At 39.8% G+C, this 21,107-nt stretch carries 20 protein-coding genes and 2 pseudogenes; 5 read left to right on the forward strand and 17 right to left on the reverse strand.

The genetic code is table 11. The features are described 5' to 3' along the window. The 3 genes from ABF638_RS24460 to ABF638_RS24470 form a co-directional block, all read right to left on the reverse strand. Positions 1 to 717: DUF3479 domain-containing protein (locus ABF638_RS24460; RefSeq protein WP_435025525.1), on the reverse strand; the 717-nt coding region annotated here is incomplete at its 3' end. 87 nt (positions 718 to 804) lie between these two features. Beyond that, complete coding sequence (locus ABF638_RS24465; protein WP_435025526.1) at positions 805 to 1,404, reverse strand: hypothetical protein; 600 nt, start codon at positions 1,402 to 1,404, stop codon at positions 805 to 807. Positions 1,405 to 1,418: 14 nt separating this feature from the next. Further along, entirely contained in the window at positions 1,419 to 2,573 is a 1,155-nt protein-coding gene (locus tag ABF638_RS24470; RefSeq protein WP_412982361.1) for an L-histidine N(alpha)-methyltransferase, read from the reverse strand. 658 nt (positions 2,574 to 3,231) lie between these two features. Between ABF638_RS24470 and ABF638_RS24475 the strand changes: the two genes are divergently transcribed. Further along, a complete protein-coding gene (locus ABF638_RS24475) occupies positions 3,232 to 4,173 on the forward strand; it encodes an N-acetylmuramoyl-L-alanine amidase (protein WP_435025527.1) in 942 nt (313 codons plus the stop codon). 93 nt (positions 4,174 to 4,266) lie between these two features. Here the strand turns inward: ABF638_RS24475 and ABF638_RS24480 are convergent, their stop codons facing one another. Beyond that, positions 4,267 to 4,851, reverse strand: coding sequence for a hypothetical protein (locus ABF638_RS24480; RefSeq protein WP_435025528.1), 585 nt, complete (start codon positions 4,849 to 4,851; stop codon positions 4,267 to 4,269). 130 nt (positions 4,852 to 4,981) lie between these two features. After that, positions 4,982 to 5,244: pseudogene (locus ABF638_RS24485) on the reverse strand (transposase); the annotation flags it as partial. Between the two features lie 97 nt (positions 5,245 to 5,341). Between ABF638_RS24485 and ABF638_RS24490 the strand changes: the two are divergent. Further along, a pseudogene (locus tag ABF638_RS24490) lies at positions 5,342 to 5,467 on the forward strand (transposase); the annotation flags it as partial. 92 nt (positions 5,468 to 5,559) lie between these two features. Here the strand turns inward: ABF638_RS24490 and ABF638_RS24495 are convergent. Then, the gene (locus tag ABF638_RS24495; protein WP_435025529.1) at positions 5,560 to 7,065 is read right to left on the reverse strand and encodes a S8 family serine peptidase; all 1,506 of its coding nucleotides are present in this window, start codon (positions 7,063 to 7,065) and stop codon (positions 5,560 to 5,562) included. A 942-nt stretch (positions 7,066 to 8,007) separates the two neighbouring features. Here ABF638_RS24495 and ABF638_RS24500 point away from each other — a divergent pair. The 3 genes from ABF638_RS24500 (at position 8,008) to ABF638_RS24510 (ending at position 9,560) form a co-directional block, all read left to right on the forward strand. Then, a complete protein-coding gene (locus tag ABF638_RS24500; RefSeq protein ID WP_435025530.1) occupies positions 8,008 to 8,250 on the forward strand; it encodes a hypothetical protein in 243 nt (80 codons plus the stop codon). Between the two features lie 161 nt (positions 8,251 to 8,411). Beyond that, on the forward strand, positions 8,412 to 9,068 hold the full coding sequence (locus ABF638_RS24505) for a hypothetical protein (RefSeq protein WP_435025531.1): 657 nt from the start codon (positions 8,412 to 8,414) through the stop codon (positions 9,066 to 9,068). 72 nt (positions 9,069 to 9,140) lie between these two features. After that, positions 9,141 to 9,560, forward strand: a complete 420-nt coding sequence (locus ABF638_RS24510; RefSeq protein ID WP_435025532.1) for a hypothetical protein — start codon at positions 9,141 to 9,143, stop codon at positions 9,558 to 9,560. A gap of 300 nt (positions 9,561 to 9,860) precedes the next feature. Here ABF638_RS24510 and cas6 read toward each other — a convergent pair whose 3' ends face one another. The 11 genes from cas6 to cas10 form a co-directional block, all read right to left on the reverse strand. Beyond that, the gene (cas6, locus tag ABF638_RS24515; RefSeq protein WP_435025533.1) at positions 9,861 to 11,003 is read right to left on the reverse strand and encodes a CRISPR-associated endoribonuclease Cas6; all 1,143 of its coding nucleotides are present in this window, start codon (positions 11,001 to 11,003) and stop codon (positions 9,861 to 9,863) included. 166 nt (positions 11,004 to 11,169) lie between these two features. Beyond that, a complete protein-coding gene (locus ABF638_RS24520) occupies positions 11,170 to 11,814 on the reverse strand; it encodes a hypothetical protein (protein WP_435025534.1) in 645 nt (214 codons plus the stop codon). 2 nt (positions 11,815 to 11,816) lie between these two features. Beyond that, positions 11,817 to 12,881: an RAMP superfamily CRISPR-associated protein gene (locus ABF638_RS24525; RefSeq protein ID WP_435025535.1), complete on the reverse strand. Its 1,065-nt coding sequence runs from the start codon at positions 12,879 to 12,881 to the stop codon at positions 11,817 to 11,819. Positions 12,882 to 12,883: 2 nt separating this feature from the next. After that, a complete protein-coding gene (locus ABF638_RS24530; protein ID WP_435025536.1) occupies positions 12,884 to 13,327 on the reverse strand; it encodes a hypothetical protein in 444 nt (147 codons plus the stop codon). Beyond that, on the reverse strand, positions 13,324 to 14,277 hold the full coding sequence (locus tag ABF638_RS24535) for an RAMP superfamily CRISPR-associated protein (protein WP_435025537.1): 954 nt from the start codon (positions 14,275 to 14,277) through the stop codon (positions 13,324 to 13,326). Before ABF638_RS24535 ends, ABF638_RS24530 begins: the two co-directional genes overlap by 4 nt. 29 nt (positions 14,278 to 14,306) lie before the next feature. Then, a complete protein-coding gene (locus tag ABF638_RS24540; protein ID WP_435025538.1) occupies positions 14,307 to 14,927 on the reverse strand; it encodes a hypothetical protein in 621 nt (206 codons plus the stop codon). 10 nt (positions 14,928 to 14,937) lie between these two features. Then, positions 14,938 to 16,101: a type III CRISPR-associated RAMP protein Csx7 gene (gene csx7 / locus ABF638_RS24545; protein WP_435025539.1), complete on the reverse strand. Its 1,164-nt coding sequence runs from the start codon at positions 16,099 to 16,101 to the stop codon at positions 14,938 to 14,940. Between the two features lie 237 nt (positions 16,102 to 16,338). After that, complete coding sequence (locus tag ABF638_RS24550) at positions 16,339 to 16,749, reverse strand: hypothetical protein (RefSeq protein WP_435025540.1); 411 nt, start codon at positions 16,747 to 16,749, stop codon at positions 16,339 to 16,341. Continuing rightward, the gene (gene csx10, locus ABF638_RS24555; protein WP_435025541.1) at positions 16,746 to 17,969 is read right to left on the reverse strand and encodes a type III-D CRISPR-associated RAMP protein Csx10; all 1,224 of its coding nucleotides are present in this window, start codon (positions 17,967 to 17,969) and stop codon (positions 16,746 to 16,748) included. Before csx10 ends, ABF638_RS24550 begins: the two co-directional genes overlap by 4 nt. Continuing rightward, positions 17,969 to 18,676, reverse strand: a complete 708-nt coding sequence (locus tag ABF638_RS24560; RefSeq protein ID WP_435025542.1) for an RAMP superfamily CRISPR-associated protein — start codon at positions 18,674 to 18,676, stop codon at positions 17,969 to 17,971. Before ABF638_RS24560 ends, csx10 begins: the two co-directional genes overlap by 1 nt. Beyond that, on the reverse strand, positions 18,673 to 21,078 hold the full coding sequence (gene cas10 / locus ABF638_RS24565; RefSeq protein ID WP_435025543.1) for a type III-B CRISPR-associated protein Cas10/Cmr2: 2,406 nt from the start codon (positions 21,076 to 21,078) through the stop codon (positions 18,673 to 18,675). Before cas10 ends, ABF638_RS24560 begins: the two co-directional genes overlap by 4 nt. Between the last annotated feature and the right edge of the window lie 29 nt (positions 21,079 to 21,107).

Consider the following 21,107-nt stretch of genomic DNA (forward strand, 5'->3'; position numbering starts at 1 on the left):
CATCGCGTCTATTGGGAAGACGCGATGAATCGCGTCTCTACAATGGGTTTTATACCATTCCAAATAGTCGCGGGGGGATTCAAAAAATCCTTGATAGTCGGGATGGAGTAATCCGATGTTGGGGGTTTCGACTAGGGGGGGAATGTCGCCGACTTTTAAATCTAAGTATTTTTCTGCTAGTGTCCAGAATAATGAAGCGACGTTTTCTGGGCCGCCAGCATTCCAGTAACCATAGATAATTAACCAGTTGCGTAAGTCTTGGACTTTTTGCACTGGCACGTATTTCAGTAGTTTGGGGCCAATTTTTAAGAAGCTGATGTAACCAGCAAGTTTATCTTCTTCTCGTCCGTTGCTAAATTTGTCGAGGATGAATTTAACTGGTTTGGGCATTCCTTTGGGTTTGTCGCCAATGGCAAAGTCCCCCAGCTTGGTTAAACTCATCAATTCCAAAGCTGACTCAAAGACTAGGCGGATGGGAATTTGGGAAATGCGATCGCGCAACCACACAACCTGGTCATAATCAAATAGGAGGCTGCCGAAAAACACATCAGCGCCATCAAGTGCTGCTTCTACCTCGGTGCGTTTGTTGGTAAGATCGCGATCGCTAAATACCCGAATATCCAACTCAAGACAGCGAGAGTTAGCCAAAAAAGCTGCTTTTCTATACAAGTCCGTGTTGAACGATTCAAACCCAGCAACCAAGACGATGCGTTTCATGCCTGTAAACTACGAAATATTTCTTTACTTAAATTTTAAACTTGCTTTTAGATTGATTGTTAAATATCTACCCACAGATTCCGGTCATTAGTTCCTTGAAGGAGTTAGGACTTCACTATCACCGCTGCCTTTTAGATATTTTGATTTCAAAAAAGTTGTGATGTGTTGAGTCAAATTCAGTGCATCATTGAACTCTTTTGATTCCTGTAGTGCTTCATATAGTGAACGAATTTCTTGTGGTGACAGGTTTGTGAATGTACGCAACTCGGTAATATCTAATCTCCGGTTAAACTCATTAGCAGTATGTCGCCATTGATGTATAAGCGAAAACAACTCTCTATCTTGACGTTCGGCAAAAACATTAGATGCGATCGCTGTTTCGGTAACAGATATAATTAATCGCGGAAAGACTATTGGTCGTCCCGGCTTATGCGAGTTTGGGTTGAAGCGGCTATCAGATAAAATTACCTCATTTGATCTGCACTCATTCAGTAAAGCACGCAGAAATTCTATCCTCTTTTCGTTAGCTGATGCCCATCGTTCGCCAAAAATCCCGGTAATTGTTGTTAATAATCCCAGACCTGTCAGTAGTGACTCAAAACTTCCTCCCTGAGTCCACCAAACGGCAGCTAGAATAAATCCTAGAAGTAAAGGGAAAAATGTGATAAAGGTCACTAAGTTTTTCATACTCATATCACATCTTACCGTTTAGACCATATACTATCTGCTACAGAAGAATTCTTGTTAATTCCTGAAGAGTCAGGGGCAACTAAGATTAAATCCATACCAAATCCATTCTTCAAACGTGGTTCCAATACTGTATGTAGCCTATCAACAAGCACAAGCTTACTGTCTGATATAGTTTTATCGATACCATTAGAAGTATATTTCCGAGTCAGAAGCAAACGAATCGTATCTTGGTCTTCAAAATTCATTACTGACCGGTCAGGTAACACCACTTCAATTTTGTTTCCAGTGAGATTACGATACAGGATTTTTATTAAAATTCCTCTATCAGTCTCTATAGAACCATCAAAAAATACACTATTCAAGTCGATATGTAAATCAGTGTTTTGCAGCAATGCACTTGTGACAAACTCTTTAAAAGACCTAGTTTTAGCGTACTCTTTCGCTGCCTTTTGTGCTGCTTCTTCGCTTAAATCTTCAGTGGTTGCTACTTCTAGGAGTAGCCTATCCTCAGGTCGCATTAACTTAGAAAGACTTTCCAGCAGTTCTGTATCTCTTTGAAAATTAGCTAATGTGTTTCCCAATAGAGAAAATAGTACAGGACTATCATTGATGACTTTATCTAGTAGTTTTCGCAGTTCGTCAACATTTCTCTCGATTGAAAAGTCAACTTGAATTGGCAGCACATGACTACCTTGCAATTGCGAACTTCGAGTTGCCCGTTGCACACCTAGCCTTAACATCTCCGAACTCATATCAACTGGAAAATAGAGTAAATCGGAATTTGTGTTGAGCAATAAACTTAAAATATTTTGGTCTTTTTCACCTGTGCCGACACCTAAACTTACATAATGATATTTCTGATCTCTGATATTATTAGAATGAATTTGATGCCACCGATATCTAAAAGACTCTATACTCTCTTTCATCACGAGATAGAATCGATCATTGCAAGCATGATCCCATGCGATCGTTGGGCCTATTCCCCAATAGGAAAAACCAGATAAAATCTCTTTTCCATCGCCTGTGGTAGAAAATTCTCCTCTCAATTCCTGCGTGAGTTCTGCAAGTTTGTTAGATTGATCTTCCCCTATAAAGCAGAGAGTCCACCCTAAACCGGGTTCATTGATGGAATTCTCCAGTAACTTCACAAAATTTAAAGATCCCATGTTGAGCCTCGTTTCTTGAGCAGTTTATCTGATTAATCTCCCGCAGATGTCTAGAAGCCATCAGGTATTAGTTAATACTGTAAAGCATTATGTGTTAAGCTGCTCAGGGTTAACAAAAAGCCCAGGGTAGAGTCTGTAAATAGTTTACGACTTTATCAGCCCACGTTCACATCAAAGGGTGCGTTCGGTCTAGGGATTTGGGCATCGAACTACTACAGCACAGCGAAAACCTATGCACCATCTCAATTAACAAGACTTGGGACTTAATAAGGGGCTTAAGCCCTAGACAAAGTTCCGCCACAGGTTACTAAGTACATTTGTCATGGCTTTCTACTTTTACAAAGCGTTATTATCTGAATAACGGAGGCAATTACTGCATTTCAATTTTTTGCAAAAGTTAACGGATTATTCACGATTTGATAAATTATAATAGTTGTATTTTTGTTTATAATCTATTTTTAAATTAGTGGATTTTAGCACATAAAATTTGCTGTTCATATTTGCACAAAAACTTATTTTGCCTACTAGCGTAATAATGCTTAATAAGTATATAGACATTGCTAACAAGTACCTCAATTAATTTATTAACAAAACTTTATCTGGATATGTTAGAAAAGTTTTGAACTAGTGTAAAAACAAGTAACTTGAGGATGAAATCATGAAATTTGGAATTGATAGTGGGCACAATTGTCCACCAGACACAGGAGCTAGAGGAATCAAAGTTGAGGATAATTTAACTCTAGATGTAGGTAATAGAGTTATAGCTAAGTTAAGAGCTTTAGGACATGAAGTTGTAGTATGTAAACCAAGTAGTGCTAGAACAGTAACCGAATCACTCTCAAAAAGATGTTCTACAGCTAATGCCAGCAGAGTAGATATTTACGTCTCGATTCATTTTAATGCTTTTAATAGACAAGCCAATGGCACAGAAGTATTTGCAACTAGCGAAAATGGGAGAAAAATCGCTAAACCTGTATTAGATGAAATCGTCAAGTTGGGATTTTTTAATCGCGGTGTTAAGAGTGGTTCCCACTTGTATGTCCTGAAAAATACAAATATGCCTGCGATTCTTGTAGAATGTTGCTTCATTGATTCGCAAAAAGATATGAATCTTTTTAATCCAGAAACAATGGCCAATGCAATTGTTAAAGGCTTAACTGGTAAATTGCCAAGTGCTCCTGTTCCCCCTGTACAAGATGAAGAAGATAATGTAGATGAAACTATTCTCAGACTGCAAAAAGCCTTAAATAGATTCAAAATAACTGATAGAAATGGTAAGGTTTTAGTAGAAGATGGCTTCATTGGGGCTAACACCAAATCCGCCACAGAAAAATTTCAGACAATTGTTGGAGTTCAGGCGACTGGAGTTGCTGATACAACTACATGGAATGCTATCAATCTAATTTTGGCAAAACGAATTATCCGACCAAACCATGCTGGTGGTGCAGTTGTCAGATACTTGCAATACCGTTTAGGAGTTGATAATGATGGCGTCTATGGCCCGCAAACAGAGGTTGCAGTTAAGAACTTTCAGAAGCAAAATGGTTTAGATGCCGATGGTATTATCGGGCCTGCTAGCTGGCAGAAATTAATTGGTTAGACTAAAGCTGTTTGAAGTGTAAAGCATAAACTACCACCACTGACCTGAGTAGAGGTTCAGTGGTGTGCCTTCATGCTTCAGCTTTTAGTCGGATTAGCCACGGTTTCGTTCTAGCAGTAGCATCATCATCAAGCTTATCAAAATTTGCTGCTCTTGGCGATCGCTGAGTTGATCCACAGCTTTGATGATAAATTTTCTGGAGAGGAAAGTGGGGATTTTCTCCAAACGCATCACAATCGTGCCATCAGCTCGGCTAACCAAGTAGACTGGATTAAAAACATAACCAGTGAACATACCCACAATTGGGATTTCTGCAAAGAGAGCATCAGCAATTTTCACCCACGGATTTTTCTCCTGGATGTTCAAAACAGTCGTGTCGCCATCAAAAATGTCATAACGCGCACGCCAAAGAGATTTTAATCCGCGTCGTTTTACTGAACCAATGTAAGTACCGTTGCTATCGGTAAAGTTATAGCGTGCCGAGAAGTCAATAATGCGATCTGCTTTGATGTAGTATATAGGACGACTTTGTTCAGCATCAGCAAAAATTGTAATTGCTTCCTTGAGCTTGAAGAGTTTCTGTTTGACATAGAAAGCCAAATTACCTTGAGCATCAACAACAGACATTTGTGGTGCTAAAGCCCAGAATTTAAAGGTTAGCTCCAGAGGATACTGCATAGTTTTGGGTAAAACATGAAAATTATCATCCTATTAATCCCAATTCTAGGGAAAAAGTAACATTAATCCCAATACAGTTCAGATAAGCAATACCTCTGCCAATTTACGAGGATTCAATACTACTTCATCATCCTGCAAGCAAATATACTTCATTCGCACGGAACAAATGCTTGCGGAAAAATAGCCAAAATAACGTCGCCCAAGGTATTACTGTATGAAAGAATCTCAACATTGAAGGGTAACTACCACCAGTGCTTGTCCAACGAGAGATTTCTAACATCGTCACTCTCCGCTTATCGCTAACATAGCCAGGATTATTTGATTCATTCGGCGCATCGTCGTAGCGTTGATCTGCGGTAGCAAGCATTGTAACAGTGATAAGATATCTGGCATGGGCGCATATAGTGGTTTTTGAGTTGTCGTTGTCAGAGACAATAACTCTACTACAGAGCGCCCTCTCTCTTCATACTCTTATTTTGGCGAAGGTATTGGTACTGTAGAAGGAATTAATAATAAGCTGAAGTTAATTAAAAGACTTGGATATGGCTTTCGTAACTTTAGTAATTTTAGACTACGCAGTTTATTAAACTGGCACTTTAGTATTAATTCACCATAAAAGTAGCGCAAGAGCAGGAAATTGTTTTAATTTAAATCCCTATTTTTGAAATAACAATAGGGATTTCTCTTAGTTGAAAACTCAGAATCAGCTTATTTATTACTGCATTGCCAAGTGCTGTTTACTTCAATATAATCCTGACATAATCTCATTCTTCTACCTGTTTCCTGCCTGCCTCGCAGCGTTCCGTCATTGATGTTGTATTTAAAAGGCACGGCCGTATCTTGCAAAACCTTGAGTCTTTGATCAACTGAAAAGCTTGGAAAAATATTAGCCAGCATAGCCATTGCAGCCGCTACCATTGGACTAGAGGCGGAAGTTCCTTCCCTGATATTGAATTTATTACCAGGGTCAGAAGAGATGATAACGTTTTCACTGCCGGGAGCAAACAGGTCAGTCATTCCTTCCTGGGCCTGTGTCTTGCTGTATTTATCAATCTTATCAATCGCAGTATCGGCATTAGAACCGCTCACTGCAATCACGTCCCGAATACAAGCCGGAAAAGCAACACCGTAAAGGGCATCATTTCCTGCGGAAGCTACAACCGGAACATTAAACTTTTTCAAAGCCCGAACAGAGGCGGTAATCTGGGGAGACTCCTTGTCGCAGTAGCTTGTGTAATTCCTGCGTCCAAAACTTATATTTATCGCCCCAAGCGGTTGAGTTACCTCAGAACTTAAAATACCCTTATTGCGGGCAAAAGTGTAAGCAAATAACAAATTCAGGGCATCTTGCGTCTGCTGGTCAAAATTCTTGATACAGGGAGCAGGAAGCGGATTTTGACTGCCTTTAGGAGCGCAAATTGCTGGGTTACTGACCTTTGAGAAAATATTGATGGCAAAAATATCACTACCGGGAGCTATGCCATTGGTAGATATGGCTTTTTTGTTGGCAAGACCTGCGGCAATACCAGCTGTCCAAGTTCCGTGATAGCATTGCGAAGGCAACGCAATTGTACAAGGAGCGGCACTGTTTCTGCCACTTGTACCGCCCGCACAACGCAAACCCCAGAAAATAACGAAATAATCTAGCGTCTCATAGCAAGCTTCCAGTTTCACCTTATTGGGCATAAAAACATGGTTATTGTCTGTTCCGGTGTCCAAGATAGCGACTAGCTGCCCATTTCCTCGGCCATCAATTCCAGTATCAGGGCTTGAGACATCATTTACATTTCTTTTCCAACTGGCTGGAGCATTTACTGATTGCAACACACTTTGCCCAATGTGCGGATCATTTCCTTCCTCATATTTAATGTCGTAGAGTAGACCAGAATAATACAGCTCCTTTAATTCATCAATATTATCAGTGTAAAAACTAACAGTGTCACTAAACTGACCAAAGGTTAAACCCTCGTAAAAACTGTATTTTTCAAGGAGCGGTTTAATTTTTGTAATTTCCTCCTCATAGAGCGCAGGCAGTTTAATCTCAGGATTTTTACTCTCGAAGACCTGTTTTATGTTGTCTTGATATTTGCTAGTGTAAGCCTCAATCTCATTTATCAATCTCTCTTGCGAAACGTCCCCTTGACTGGTCAGATAGGCTGAAACTCGAATTGTTCCGTTCTCAATCATCTTCTGGCGCAATAACTCAAATTCCATGCTTTCCGCCTTGACGGGGAAGGGTGTGAAACTGGCCAGTAAGCAGCACAGCAACAGGCTCACAGAGGAGAGTGTACGACTGATTTTACTGATTCTGGCAATGAAGACGGGTAGAGACATAAGGAAAATATGTAAATAACAATGATGCTTGTGGCTAAAGCTAAACGATGTTCTTGTCAATCGGCGACTTTTTGGTATTTTTAGTCTTTAAAAACCCGAAAAAATCCTTCCATGCTTGAGTTCGGGGTGAAATGAGCATTGATACCGAAAGTTACGCTAAGGACTTGATAAGCTACTTTCAATACTGCGCCACGAAAAAACCTGTACCAATTGAAGCCTCCGAAATTTAGTCGCCTCAAACCTTTGCTGTGCTGTTAAAAAAAGCTGTACCAAACAAAGTATAGGTTGTTAATTGATACTTTAAGCATGGCGCTAGACGCAATGATTGAAGATCAAAAATATTTGTGTGTAGAGTGTTTATGCAGCAAGGGTTTCAGCCTTAGCGTAACTTTCTGTACCATTGCTCATCTTACCCGGTTACTTATAGTCATTTGTCTGATAATGACTACATCTCTATAAATGTTGATTCCAGAAAAATTGAGAGATTTTAAAGTACGATAGCAGCGAGAAAAACAAGTGCGATACATATACAGAGTCACTCAGTCGCAGAGCGACACGCTATGCTACGTAAACGCATTTGAATAAAAATCATGAGTAACCCTCTCTATCTCGAAGATTCAGGCTTCCATTCATCTATTCAGAAGAACCTAAAACAGCTTTCCACTTAGTTGGGTGTACCCTTTAGCCCACAAGACTTCATGCAAAATCTGTGTTTTTTGTTTTGGCGTAAAAATTCTGTTGCAGGCGCTTTCACACAAGCAAAAACCAGCACAAATAATTTTTCGGGAATTTTCCAAAAAATAGCCAAAGTCAACAGCCTAGTTGGGATCTCCTTTGTACGAAGCATCAGTCATTGAAATATACCAGAATGCGTGTGATCTCCTGAGCCACATTTCCCCATCACCGCTTACTCTTGCACGCGTTGCAGGAACATTGCTGGTTTACCAAATCGAGGACACAGAACCGGAAGAAATGAAGTGGTTCAACACCCAGGTGAAACAATGTCTGGACGAAGAAGAAGTTGAGGAGTTGATTGAATCGGTATATCGCACTGATGCTTTGTGAAAAAGTGTAGGGGCAGTGTACCTCACGTGAAAGAGAACCGCTGTAGCAATAGTTAAAAAATTTTGGTCAAGGGTGCATAAACAAATAAAGGTCAACCTATTAGGTAAGTGAAGGGGTTAAAACCCAAAACACACTAACACTTAAACATTAGGAAAATGACCATGAAATTCCGTCACCTAACTAGTTCTTTGCTAACAGCTACCGCACTTCTAACTAGTACATTACCGGCTTTCGCCGGGCCTTTTGATGTTAAGTCAACTGGTATCTTCAAACCAGTTACTATTACCCCCGGAGCTGCTGTAGGGAATGCAATTCCTAGGACTCCAACTCCTGGCTCACCTAGCAATCCAGTTGGTAATACTGAAATTCAAGGATTAGGCGACCATCAATCTTGGGTTGACCCAAAAACACTAGCAAATGACCCCCGCGCTTTGTGCAGTGATGTTGGCTTGGGTAATAGCACCCGCAGCAGTTCTAGCAAACTTGCCTTGGTAAACTCTAGCAATACTCGTTCCAGTTCTGCCGAAAGCCACAATGACGGTGGTGGTGGGGGTTTTAGCTTTTTGGGTATTGGTGCTAGCGGTAGTGGTTCTAGCCAAGGTAGTAAAAATAATAGTAATTCCCGCGATCAAAGCAGCAACCGCACAGAGGAAAATAGTAGTAGTTCTTCAACAGTTGTTCAAGGCAGGAATTGCGATGCTTTTGTTAACTCCGCCGCTGCGAGAGATATGAATTACGAAGATAACCTCACCCAGCGCTATGAAATAAAAACTGGTCGTCGGGGACAGCAAGTCAATCAACTGTTGGAAAATAAATAAGCTGTTACTGAATAAAAATTCAGGAGTCAAAGGACAACAAACAATTGCTTTCTTTAGCCGTTAGGAGAAACTATGAAAAACAGGCTAAGAGGGAAAATTATTATCCTGACTACAACCATGTTTTTGTCCATAACATCTTTGGCAAGCGCACAAACTGCCAATCCTTCTCGCACAATTCATGACTCTCAAATCCTTCCCTATTTGCTAGATAATCCTAATGAAAACTCATTGGTAAGAGTGCGTTGTCTTTACATAGATAGGAAACGACAAAGTATTAGAGATAGCATCCTGCAACCTACTCCTAGCGATCGCAATCACACTGTTATCATTGAAGTAGAGGGAAGTTGTCGCAATTTCAGGATTCGCTCTCAAAACGACTCAGATTTTTCTGATGTCCCCGCCTATCATCCCTACTTAGATGATAATCATGCTGACTTTGACGACTCTTGGCTAACCCGTAAAGGTTCTGGGTGGTATTGGCTATTACGTTAGTTCCCTTTACCTAAAATAATTAAAAGAGATAACCAGGGCGTAGGAAGTCACCTATGCTGCTGACAGGAATATGTTCAACTTAACCAGATTAACGTTTGATAAGTATCAATCGCATTTGGTCACAGGTAATTTCCTATCGCTCTGGTGCTTTTTTGGCGGTGAAGTTTCGCCAAAAGTATAAAAGTAAAGGGCTTTTAAAGCCTATAACAATCATTACTGCTTTGTTGTATAAATGGGCACATTTTTTGCTTGGCTTATTCAACGGAAATTTATATTCTTCTCAATCGCAACCAATCCCCTTCATTGATTGACATTATCCTTGAGCGCCCGACGGGCTAACTTTACGTAAGTTTTCACAGTAGCATAGGGCATCTCTAAATCTTGGGATATAACCTGCAATGATTCTCCCATCTCTCTGCGTGCTAAGATAGTTGCCCAAGTAGAAGCAATTTTATCAGTGCGATCGCCTCCTGTGCGTTTTCGTTGTGCGGTGAATACTGCTGTCAACTCATCAATGCGTTCTCCCAGCAGATTTGTTAGCACCTGAGTCGGTAAGTTTATCTCTGGTTCCACCCAATCTAAGCGAGTTTGTCCCAATCCAAAAGTAGTTTTGTGTCCCGTACCACAGTAGGGAGCCAGTCGAGCCAAAGCATAAAACAACTCGGTAAACTCAGAATTTGCTAAAGCCGCCTTAGTCAAACTACAAGACATTGCCCCTGTGAATCCAGTTACCGAACCCCGCTTGCCAGCCGCCACCTTCACCGACTCCAAGCGATGCTGATGGATAATTACCCCTTCATCTATCCAATCGAGAAAAGCTTCTTGTGCGATTGGGATTCCTGAAAAGTCATTCCAGCGACGCAGATAGCTGTGAAAGAGATTTACTGGCACCGGCAGGGGGAAATGATGACCCTTGCGGCGAAAGCTGGTAGGCGAGACAAAGCTGAAGTTGACGTTAGAGGGTTTCTCTGGCTGTGACTGCAATAATTGCGCGTAGGTAGTGGGTGGATGGGCGATACTCACCTGTTTTATTTGCAGGGGAGCACCTCTTAAGTCCAGAATTTGGGGCAGTTGGGTTAACCATTGTTTGAGAAACTGCACCACTCTTGGAGACAAAGCATTAACGTGCCAGCGGTAAATTTGCTTGGCTTCCAATTGCAGTTGTCTTCCACTGGCGAGGAGTTGGCCTTCCAGCGCCGAAATATTGAAGGGCTTTTCTGACTCTCCGTCATGGAGATATGCAGAAAGTTCTGGATTGAATTGCCTTACTTGGTCAAGAAACCAGGCATGGAGTCCAATTGTGTACTGGGAGTAGAGGGAAGTGGAAGTGGTTGGCTCAAGTTCAAACACCAATCCCACCAGTTCAGTGTCATCTGCCCATGTGGGAAGAGACTCTGGCTGTGTCTCGGTTTTGCGCCTAGTGGATATAGCTGCTTTTGGCATCGCTGATTGCTATGCAAATGATGTCAAATATTGTATCAACTTCCATCCCCTCTAGGGGAAGAAGGTGCGTTAATCTAATTATTTTCGTCCCCTTACGGGGATGAGGGATGCAAAAAGTCAAAATTATGTTGTATGACTTGAGGTAAACTCAGTTGCAAAAAACTCTTCATAAATCAACACATTTGACGCTTTTAATACTCCCATCGTCCTTGAGAGATACGATTTTCACCTGAACTGTCTGCCCTTCTTGAAGCAAACTAGCTTTCTTCGGTTCTTTCTCAGTTAGCTTAATTGTCCCCAAAATTTCATAAGTGACCTTATTACCATTTATTTTGGTCACTGTTGCCTCTAATATCTGGTCAACCTTAAAATTTTGGGATTTAGCAACTTTGCTAATTTCCGCTTGGCGGGGTGACTCAAAAGTAGCTGTGCTAGGAGTTGGAATTTCTCCAATTGGCCCTGCATCTTTGTAGTAACGCATCAAACGAGATACCCAGCCTAAAATTTGGAGTATTGTGTAGGCATCTTGAATATTTTTGAGATAATCACTACAAGCTTTATCGATACTGCGGTAATAATCTGGGGTTCTACCACTGTGCCCAATTTGTTTACCATTACTCACTAAGGTTTTCAGATATTTGAAAAACCTGGAAGTAGCATCTGGTTGGTGAATAGATGCACGGAGATAAGCAACTGTTTTTCCCAATTCGTTAACATCTGTATTTTCTTTTACCAACGTTTGAGCGATCGCATGGGCAATTTCCCACTGTGCATCTGTTAGAGTTTCCGAGGTAAATTCAACTATAGTCATAATTAATACATTCCAGATGGGGGTTCGCGATCGCTTGGGTAGCGTAGCACAGCTTTAAGTTCGTCTAGTTGGGGTTGCTGAATCAGGCGCGAGTAAGCTGCTTTGATTTGTGTTTGCATAAACTGTTGCAAAGCATCCCCCATTAACTCATCAAACTCATTCAGATGATAAGCAGAATATCGCTTTTGCAGACTTTGCGATCGGGCAATTTTGTCTATACTTACTGTCATAGTTCCCATCCCAATCGGTTTACCGCCACCTACTTTTAAAGCAATAGGACACTTAGAATCTTGTCCTAAGACAATTAACAAAGTTCCTAACTCTTCTGGTAGCAAATTCTTGAAATTTAATTTAGTTTTGAAGATATATTCTCTTCCCGCTTGCTGTACAGGAATACCAGAATTTTGCCCTTTATCAATTGCTCTAATTGTGTTGTAGTAAAATTTTCGTCCTGCAACTCTATCTTGAATAAAGTATGCACTACTTTCATCTGGGCGGGGGCGATACAAGGAAGGCATAAATCCTGTAGAAAAGCCCATATTTTCACATTTAGCATCGTTGAAATCAAGCAAACCTTGCCAATCTAATGCACCAAATACTCGACTAGCTGGGCAAAGTTGTTCTTTGTTGCGACAAGGTAAACGTTCGGTAGGGATTTGACTTCTATACTTATTAGTAATTACTGCTAAAGTACTGTTAGTAATTGCCTCATACACAGACCTGATGCAGCCTTTAAGGGAACTACCTTGAATTGAGAGCTTTTGGTCAATACCCTGTGCCATTGTTTTGATTAAGGGAATGCGATTGTTGCCAATATCGCTACCCATGAAAACTACCCCTGTGGAGACGTGGAGGGATGTCTGCACTTTTAGGGTAAGATATAAAGTGCCATGCAAGCGATCGCTAAAATATTTGTGATGTCCAGCAGGACGCTGTAAGTTAGGGCGTTCTTTGGGAAAAGAGACAAATTCATAAGGTTTGGGTGCAAGTTCAGGCGATGAACCTCCACCACTAGAACGGTTAGGTCTACTTGGTGGCTGAGGTCTTTGAGGACGATTACCAGTCATGTTTATTTTCCAACTGTGAGAGCTACAAAGTGTACCGTTGTCGTTTTTTTATCGATGAAATAGCGCTGGGCTATATCCAATTTTTTAGAGGGAAAACCTTTAGGAAAACGGGTTTCAGTATGGGAATATAAATGAGCATCTCGGTCTTGAGTTTGCCAATCCTCACCTACTCTTTCAAAATCAGGATATTCACCAGCTACACTCAAAAGCAGCACTTCATAACTATCCCTGCGTTTTTGCTTCCATCTCAGTTCAGAATTTTGATTAAACATTTGCCCCTCAATCATGGGAAAGTCAGTTTCTGTGGGTGCTACTTCCCAATCTTTACTAACTTTATGAGTCCAGCGTAAAAAATAATAGCTAGGTTCAGTTGCCAATTTTTTGATTAAATCTAGCAATTCAGGTACTGATAAAAATTTTGTGCTAACACCAACAAAAGGATTCATTTTGACCCCACAAGTAGACTACTCCAAGACCTAACGCCTCGCTCAAACAAATCATTAACAGTACCTTCTTGCCAAGTGAGTTGCACACCAAAACCCAAATCCATTTCTTGTGCAGCAACAGGTGTATCTTGGCTATCTGGTTTGGGGAAACTATATAATTTTGCTTCTTCTGATTCTAAAAATTCTCCAGCACCTAAAAGAAAAGTCTTATTCCATTGCTTTTGACTACCGAGAGCATTAATTTGTTGTTTATCTTCCGACAAAACGCAACCTGGATATTGCACTACGGCTGAGTTTAATTTCACTTGCACAGTACCTAAGCCGCGAGATTTGGCAAAACCTAAACCAAACCAGCCATCATCCAAGTCTCGCAACACTAAACCAATTAAACCTAATTGTGCCAAGGTGAAGTTTTTCAAATGAATTTTGGTATGAAATTCTCCAGCAGTACAAACTTGATAATTGAACAATGCCCCAGGAACAGTAGAACCAAATACTCTATCAATTGCTACGCCATTACGTTCTTCAATTTTGAGAGGTTGAGATTTATCAGGATATGCATCTTCAATTCTGACTCGGCTAGCAATGGAAGTATTGCCAAACATTTGGTCTGTAAAACTAGAGAGTTTGTAAATCTCTGGTGCTGATTTTTTCTGGAGATAATCGTACTTATCACTCAAAGGATCATTAGCCCAAAGTATATCTGAATTATTTGGATCGCGTCTGTCTTTACCCACCGTTCTCACAATCCGTTCTGCATGAGCGCGAATTGCACCTTTTAAACTGCTTCCAGGTAAATATATAGAACGTCCGCCAGCATGATAGGTTTCTACAAATTCCATATCAGGCTTAGTCGGATCGGCTCCTTCTTTACCTGATTTAATTAGAATTGGCCCGTCTGTAATTAGGGTGAAATCAATAGTGCAGTGATTAACAAATTTTTTGTGCATGACTAGATTTAGTTGGGCAAATATACAGATTAAGCTGCTACTAAAGTATTTAGCTGTGCTTCACACTGTTGGAAGATAAAATTAACAGCGCCAAATAATTTATCTATTTCTTGAATAGTGTAATATGTGCTGTTTCTAGTAAAATTTTCTGCTTCTAGCTTGCCAAATTGCCAGCGATCGCCATTGGAAACAATACCAAAAATGACTATTTGATATTCTCCATTTAGTCTTTGAGCAGCAATCATTTCTGCTAAACATTGCGCCCAACCTGCTTCAAAGTTGTCTTGTTTCGCTTCAATTAAGATAAAGTATGGCTTGTCAAAGACAACTTTACCCAATGGTGAACGTTTAGCTAAAATATATTCAGGAAAGCCAGATAAATTTTCATCATAATTTAAAGATTGGTGACTCCATAAAAGAAAATGATGTCGGTAGGTTTTCCAGATTTCTTTGAGTACGGGATAAATCAGATTTTCACAAATAGCGAACTCCGAGTTATCAACGACAGCATCTCGCATCATCAGTTCTAAATCTTCGCGGAAGTAATCAGGAATATTGAACTGAACTTCACTGATAAAACTTGATTCTGTATAGGTGACTTGAAATGCTTTGATAACTTCACCAATTGTTTTAAAACTACTGAGAGTCATGTTAACCTCTTCAAGAATTTTGTCTTGCTTCAACCGTATAACTTTTATTCATATTGTCTCTTAAATGATTGATGAGAGCATGAGTCCAAGTCTCTTTGGATTGCTTACCATCTTCATAACTCGATATGTCATCAATTGTATTACTGCTCACTAATTCTTGTAGATATGTCAGTAATTTTTCTGGATCGTTATTGACATCAAACCAGCGCATTTTGTCAATTTCTAGTTTAACGACACCCAAGCCACGCGATCGCCCCCCACCTAGAGGTATTTGTTCTGTCTCAAACTGGTGTAACCCAATCATCAACAGTCCCAATTCCCATTCTTCGGCATTTTCTACCACAGCCCGAAATTCAAACTGTGTAGTAGCAGGAACTACTTGGAAATCGTAAAGTTTACCATCTGCGGCTGTTTCGGTGTCTCGGTCGATAGCTACACCGTCTCTTTCTTGGTATTGTCCAAACCAAGTATCAGATATCACTGTTAAATCTCGTACTTGGAATTTGCTAGCAATCCAGGGTGAACCAAAGAGAGAAGAAACTAAGTCAGTATTTTGCTGAATTACAGATGTTAAAGCAAAGTCATTATTGTATTTTTCCTTCAATTTATTTAGTTTATCTTCTGGTAGTAAATATCCGGCTTGTATATGCTGCATTACATCCTCAAAATATAAACTTATGAAATCTTCTGTTTTCCACACTTGATGCAAGGTTATTAATTGTTCTAGATTCAGTTCTTTTATTTCTACAATCTGCTTCTTTATTTCATCTTCAGGGAGCAAATTTTTATCTTGAATATATTCAATTAATTTATCCAAAGATAAATTAATAAAATCCTCTGTTGTCCGAAGTTGATGCAGAATTATTAACTCTTGTAAATTAAGTCCTTTGATTTTTTTAAGTTCATTAGATGTAAGTGACCATTCTTCCTCAATTGCAGGGTTTGCGACTAATTTACGATTATTTCCAACGATACTACGAAGAAAACTTTCGAGGCGCGATCGCAATGCTCCTTTAAAGCTAGAACCCGGTATTAAGGGATTACCCAAGGCATCTTTAATAACAGGTAAATCAGATCCTATCGGTTCACTAGAGCGCCCTGCACTGATGCGTAATGCTGTAATTGTGGTGAGTTTACCTGTGATTTCTAGGCGATTTTTGAAAATGTCAAACATAGTTTAATTAATTATTTTCTGCAAATTCTTTGTGTAGATGCAAGGCTATAGTATTTGTTTCTGCTTTATTTCGCCCTGATTCAGTTCTTATACTCAAATAATTACTTAATTGAATCTTCTGCATACTTCAGATTATTAAATAGACTAGGACTGACTGTACCAATAAGCGTGTTTTCATGGTTTTATACCTGAAAGTTAAAAAAATAATTTTTCTGCCATATAAGCAAGGTATTGCAATTATGCTGCACCATCGCGCTTATACTTCAAATGACGTGCGCCATAACCTAAATAACGACGAATCATTTCTAACCAAATCGGTTTAAAGTCTGTTTGACAACACTCGGCAATTATTTGAGCATTTTTCTTGATACTGCCATCAATATCTTCAATTATTTTTTCAGCTAAAGATTCTTTACCTCTTCCCCATTTTTTATCTCGTCCGACTTGATAGCGGATAAAGTTTTTAATCACTTCTGCACTTTCAGTAGTATCAGATACACGCACTAAGTTACGAAATTGAGATTCTTCTAAATCCCCATATTTTGTTTTATCTAAAGCATTCTGAATCCAGGTAACTAGATCATCTTCAGCCTGATCAATACCCTTTTTAACCTGGAGTTGTTTTTGTGGATCTAATTGTTCAGTCATTTAGCATTCTCCCTAAATACATTATGAAACTCATTACAAACCTCCACTTGTCCAAAGCCTTCACAAGTGCGATCGCCTATTCCTTTGACTTCTAAATCTTCCAACGCTTTTATCCATAAATCTTCGTGAGAGGTGCTGAATAAATATACAGACCCTTTATTGGTAACTAACTCCACATCTTTCATTAGTCCCCAAGCAGAATTCCAGCCAGAACGATAGTCATAGCTGTTATAAGCAGCGTGAAGTTCTAGGGAAGAATCAGTAACGCCTGTTAATTCTTGAAGCATTTCTGGTGAAATTACAGTAGTGCGTCGCCAGTTTTCAGAAAGAATAGTATCGGCTTGTAAATCAAGGGTGAAATATACCCGATTTTTTGGCAAATCTTTTATCGGATTACCAAAGATATTCTTCCATTCATGCCAGCGTTGATGTAATTTATCATTGAACTGTTTTATTTGATTGGTGACTCTTGGTTTAATTTCTACAGGTAGCTTTGCTGTAATTTTGACTCTTCCTAATCCACGTGAAGTTGCACCACCTAAACGTAAGTCTTCTTGATGATTATCAATAAAAACTTGTAGAGATTCTGCCAAATCATCTGGTGCAAATATTCCGCCTGTATATATGACGGGTTTATCTTGGTGATCTTGGGATTCATTTAAGACTTCAAGGCTGTAAAGAACCCGTTCTTCTGAAGTTGCTCTGCGTCGATTGATACCAACTCGCGTTAACAAGCGGGTACTTGCAGAATTGCTGTAATATTTGTCCTGAATTTGGTAAAAGCTAGTGAAAACATCGACTCTACCTCCGTCAACAGGGCAATTGGGATCGTAAAGATGTCCAAAGCCTTCAGCACAGAAATGGTCAATTAAGGTATCAAAAACACCGTTGTGCTTAGGGTCATCGGGTTTAGACTTAAAACCTGGCTTGTTTTTGGAACTTAAGGCTGTTACGGGTAAAACTCTGACTTCTGATTGAACTTTAATATTTGCAGAATAAGCATTTTGAAAGATTGCCGGATTTTCACCTAAAAATAGCTCGTGAAAATTGTCACCATCACTAATAGATGTATTAGCCCATTTTAAGATTACAGCTGCGATCGCACCTCGAATTACAGAACCGGGAATATAGCTTTCGGCTTCACTCACAGAACCACCCGGCTTCTGTCGCCCAATTGCTAAAGGAGACAACGCTTTAATTTCCAAATTAATCCGTTTCATTACTCACCCCCTTTTGCCAAAAAATCCCACGCCCCTTGTTCTAACGGTAATTCAGGAAATTCCCAATGCAGCCAGCCCAAACCGGCTGATTTACTACCACCCAAAGCATGAATATGTCGTAGTCCAGCTAAAATTAAGGCCCCTGCATAGATGGGCGCACCAGATAGGTGAATATGTCCTGTAAATTTGAGTTGGGCATTTGCTGGTGAGGTTTCTAGAAAGTAGAGTTTTTGTTCTTCAGCGATGTGGCGGCGGCGATTAATTGTCACACCCGGACGTAGTACTTCTGGTAAATTATCTGGGTTTTCTGTGCAGATTAGGTCATCAAACATTACACGGGATGCTAACACTGGATTCCCGAATACTTGACAAATCAGGCAATGATGCTGACTTTCATAACCCGATACATGATATTGTGTCCTCTGAAAATTTTCTGTTAAACCTGCTCTTTGGGGACACATAGTTTGCGGGTTGGGAGAGTTACAGACCGCCCAATGCAACCCTCTAGCAATTTTTTCGCATTCGTGGCGCAGGCGACCTTTAAGTTGAGAAGCAGGAATGAGCAAGTTTCCTTCGGAGTTACGGACAATAGGTTTATCTGCAAGTGAACCAGAAGAACCGCCTGCACCAACGCACAAAGCAGTATCAATTACAGCTGTAATTTGATATGAGGTGATGGGGTTTGATAATTGTTGAAGATAGATCATAATTCAGTCTCGGTAGTTGCCGTTTGCGCCTCAATTGCATCATGATCATCATCTGGTGAAGCGATAAAATCATATAGGTCTACAACATCTCGCCAAATAGTCTCAAAAAGTGGATAGTCTGATTTGTCATACTCAAGTGTCCCATCGTCATATATCCACGGCGCTAAATTACCTTTATTCTTTGAATCTTTCGGCTGACACCAAGCTTCTTCAAACTGTTCTTGTAAATCCAAATTTTGTTTGTCTTGCTTGAGTCGGACTCGAAAATAACGATAGTTGAGAATAGCAGTTTGTTTGCCTCTTTCTAATAAACTCCGAATTTGGTAAAGTTGTGATTTGGGAAATTTGGCGTTTTTCAAAGCTTCTATTACGCTGATTAAGCCTCCTAATTCATGTAAGGTGTAGGGAGCGGCATAAAGCTTTAACTTAGGTCTTAAGTTTTTTATCAATGCCTGTCTACGAAATTCCTTAATATCAGATGAAATCATGGTGACAGATTTCATAGTTAAAAAATCTACTGTCCCACTACAATATCCAGCTTTTTTTAACTTTTTGGCACGGTCTTTAGCTGATTTAAGTAACTGTTCTGTCAAGTCTTTGGCGTAGTATATGGGGGTATTGTATGCTGTAATTAACATACCAATTGAGGTGCTTAGTTGACATTGAGAAGGTGAAGCTTCCGTAGCTTTGTAACGATGACATCTTTTCAAGTCAACTGGTTTATTGTCTTGCTTGATTTTATAATCACCAATTATTTTTTCACTTTCTGCACTTTCTCCCAATGGCACTTCTTTGAGGAGAATCTCTTCAAATCTCTCTCCAATATTTTTAGTGATCGCCAATGCTTTGTTAGCTGGTACAATCAAGATAATATCATCACCACCAATGGTAATTATTTCAAAAGGATGCACTAAAGCGCCGTTTCCTAGTGTTGATTCCTCATCATTAAAATTTTGCAATTTGTGAGGATGCAGATTATCTGCTAATGCTTGATAAACCGCATACTCAGTGGCTAATCCTACATCTCTACTAAACTCCTGATACTTTTGTGGAGTCCGAATTTTTTGAATATAACCGCCCATATTATTGCCATCAGCATAGATATAAGCAACAAAACCTTTACTAGCATTAGCAATATGGCTTAGAGTTTGGGGAATTTCAATTTCATCAGGTTCAAAACCTGCATAATATTTCTGTTCTAGACTAGGATTTTTTTGAAGAAATGACTTGAATTTATCCAACCAGCCTTCAACTCTGATACTTTTCCACGTCAATTGAGAGTCGTCGTACCATTTAGGCTGTGCTGGCTTTCCTTTTTTTGCTCTGTAACCAACTAAATGTTTTCGAGCCGAAGCTTCAGAAAAATGCGATTCTCTAGGGAGGTCTGGCGGGTGGACAATCATCACCGCAGACCTACGTTCTCCCTCATCACGCATTAAGTAAGGATGCGTTTCAAACATGGGAGGATTACGACGACTAGGACGACTATAAAAGTCATGACCACTGCGACGTTGGTTAAATATAATTGTTAATTTTGTTGTGAGTTCATTAAAACTTTTGCGGTCTGCAAAAGCATCCTCAACAGACACGGCTAAATTATTACATCTTTCTGTTTGAGAATTCTCTAGATTCTTCTCCAGATCACCAAAGTAAGCTTGAACTAGCGGTTCTTTATATTTCTGACGATACCAATCTAGCCAAAGGGTATTTTCAATTGGCTCTTGTAGCAAGCCAAAGCGAATTTCTAGCAGTCTAAATGTATCTCCCACCGCGCAGGAGTTAGCTGTTAGAGTTTCTTCGGTATAGCGTTTTTCAATTGCATTCGCTAAATCATCAACAAATGCAACTGGACAAAATGCCAAAATATGACCGCCTGTTGAATAAATAATAAGTTCTGGAATTAGTGCTTCGGAGAATTTGTAATCACTGGTAATAGTGTCATCCAGCCATTTTCTGACTTCATTCCACTGAATTGCATACTGGTTTGACTTAGGATTTTTATTAAAGAATGCAGGTAAATCAATCAGGTTTATACGATCTAATAAGGCAGAAGCACCACGAATATATTGAATTTTAGATGACTCAAATACATATTGTTTAATCTTAGTTGCACCACCATAAACTAAGCCAATACGGTTAGTCTGATTCCATAAAGCAGGATAATTAGTCTTTAAGTCATCTAGACTTTTTGGAAAGTAATCTTCATCAATGCCTTGCAATTGCTGCACTTGTTCGACAATGAGTCGCACTTCCTCTGGCACATCTTCCCCATCCTTCAAAGCCTGTCGCATTTTCTGTAATATTGCCAAATCAAACTTAGGTTTTCGCTCATCTCCCCAAGCTAAACACCAAGCGATCGCAATCATCACAGAACTGCTATTTTCCATGTTACTTATTTTCATTTCTACATACTCCTGCAATTACCCCTACC

The sequence above is a fragment of the Nostoc sp. CALU 1950 genome, assembly GCF_051172895.1.
In the GTDB taxonomy this organism is placed as follows: Bacteria; Cyanobacteriota; Cyanobacteriia; order Cyanobacteriales; family Nostocaceae; genus Nostoc; species Nostoc edaphicum_A.

Coding starts and splice junctions, on each gene's coding strand:
- ABF638_RS24465 (WP_435025526.1), bottom strand. CDS start 1,404: ATGAAAAACTTAGTGACCTTTATCACATTTTTCCCTTTACTTCTAGGA.
- ABF638_RS24470 (WP_412982361.1), bottom strand. CDS start 2,573: ATGGGATCTTTAAATTTTGTGAAGTTACTGGAGAATTCCATCAATGAA.
- ABF638_RS24475 (WP_435025527.1), top strand. CDS start 3,232: ATGAAATTTGGAATTGATAGTGGGCACAATTGTCCACCAGACACAGGA.
- ABF638_RS24480 (WP_435025528.1), bottom strand. CDS start 4,851: ATGCAGTATCCTCTGGAGCTAACCTTTAAATTCTGGGCTTTAGCACCA.
- ABF638_RS24495 (WP_435025529.1), bottom strand. CDS start 7,065: ATGGAATTTGAGTTATTGCGCCAGAAGATGATTGAGAACGGAACAATT.
- ABF638_RS24505 (WP_435025531.1), top strand. CDS start 8,412: ATGAAATTCCGTCACCTAACTAGTTCTTTGCTAACAGCTACCGCACTT.
- ABF638_RS24510 (WP_435025532.1), top strand. CDS start 9,141: ATGAAAAACAGGCTAAGAGGGAAAATTATTATCCTGACTACAACCATG.
- cas6 (WP_435025533.1), bottom strand. CDS start 11,003: ATGCCAAAAGCAGCTATATCCACTAGGCGCAAAACCGAGACACAGCCA.
- ABF638_RS24520 (WP_435025534.1), bottom strand. CDS start 11,814: ATGACTATAGTTGAATTTACCTCGGAAACTCTAACAGATGCACAGTGG.
- ABF638_RS24525 (WP_435025535.1), bottom strand. CDS start 12,881: ATGACTGGTAATCGTCCTCAAAGACCTCAGCCACCAAGTAGACCTAAC.
- ABF638_RS24530 (WP_435025536.1), bottom strand. CDS start 13,327: ATGAATCCTTTTGTTGGTGTTAGCACAAAATTTTTATCAGTACCTGAA.
- ABF638_RS24535 (WP_435025537.1), bottom strand. CDS start 14,277: ATGCACAAAAAATTTGTTAATCACTGCACTATTGATTTCACCCTAATT.
- ABF638_RS24540 (WP_435025538.1), bottom strand. CDS start 14,927: ATGACTCTCAGTAGTTTTAAAACAATTGGTGAAGTTATCAAAGCATTT.
- csx7 (WP_435025539.1), bottom strand. CDS start 16,101: ATGTTTGACATTTTCAAAAATCGCCTAGAAATCACAGGTAAACTCACC.
- ABF638_RS24550 (WP_435025540.1), bottom strand. CDS start 16,749: ATGACTGAACAATTAGATCCACAAAAACAACTCCAGGTTAAAAAGGGT.
- csx10 (WP_435025541.1), bottom strand. CDS start 17,969: ATGAAACGGATTAATTTGGAAATTAAAGCGTTGTCTCCTTTAGCAATT.
- ABF638_RS24560 (WP_435025542.1), bottom strand. CDS start 18,676: ATGATCTATCTTCAACAATTATCAAACCCCATCACCTCATATCAAATT.
- cas10 (WP_435025543.1), bottom strand. CDS start 21,078: ATGAAAATAAGTAACATGGAAAATAGCAGTTCTGTGATGATTGCGATC.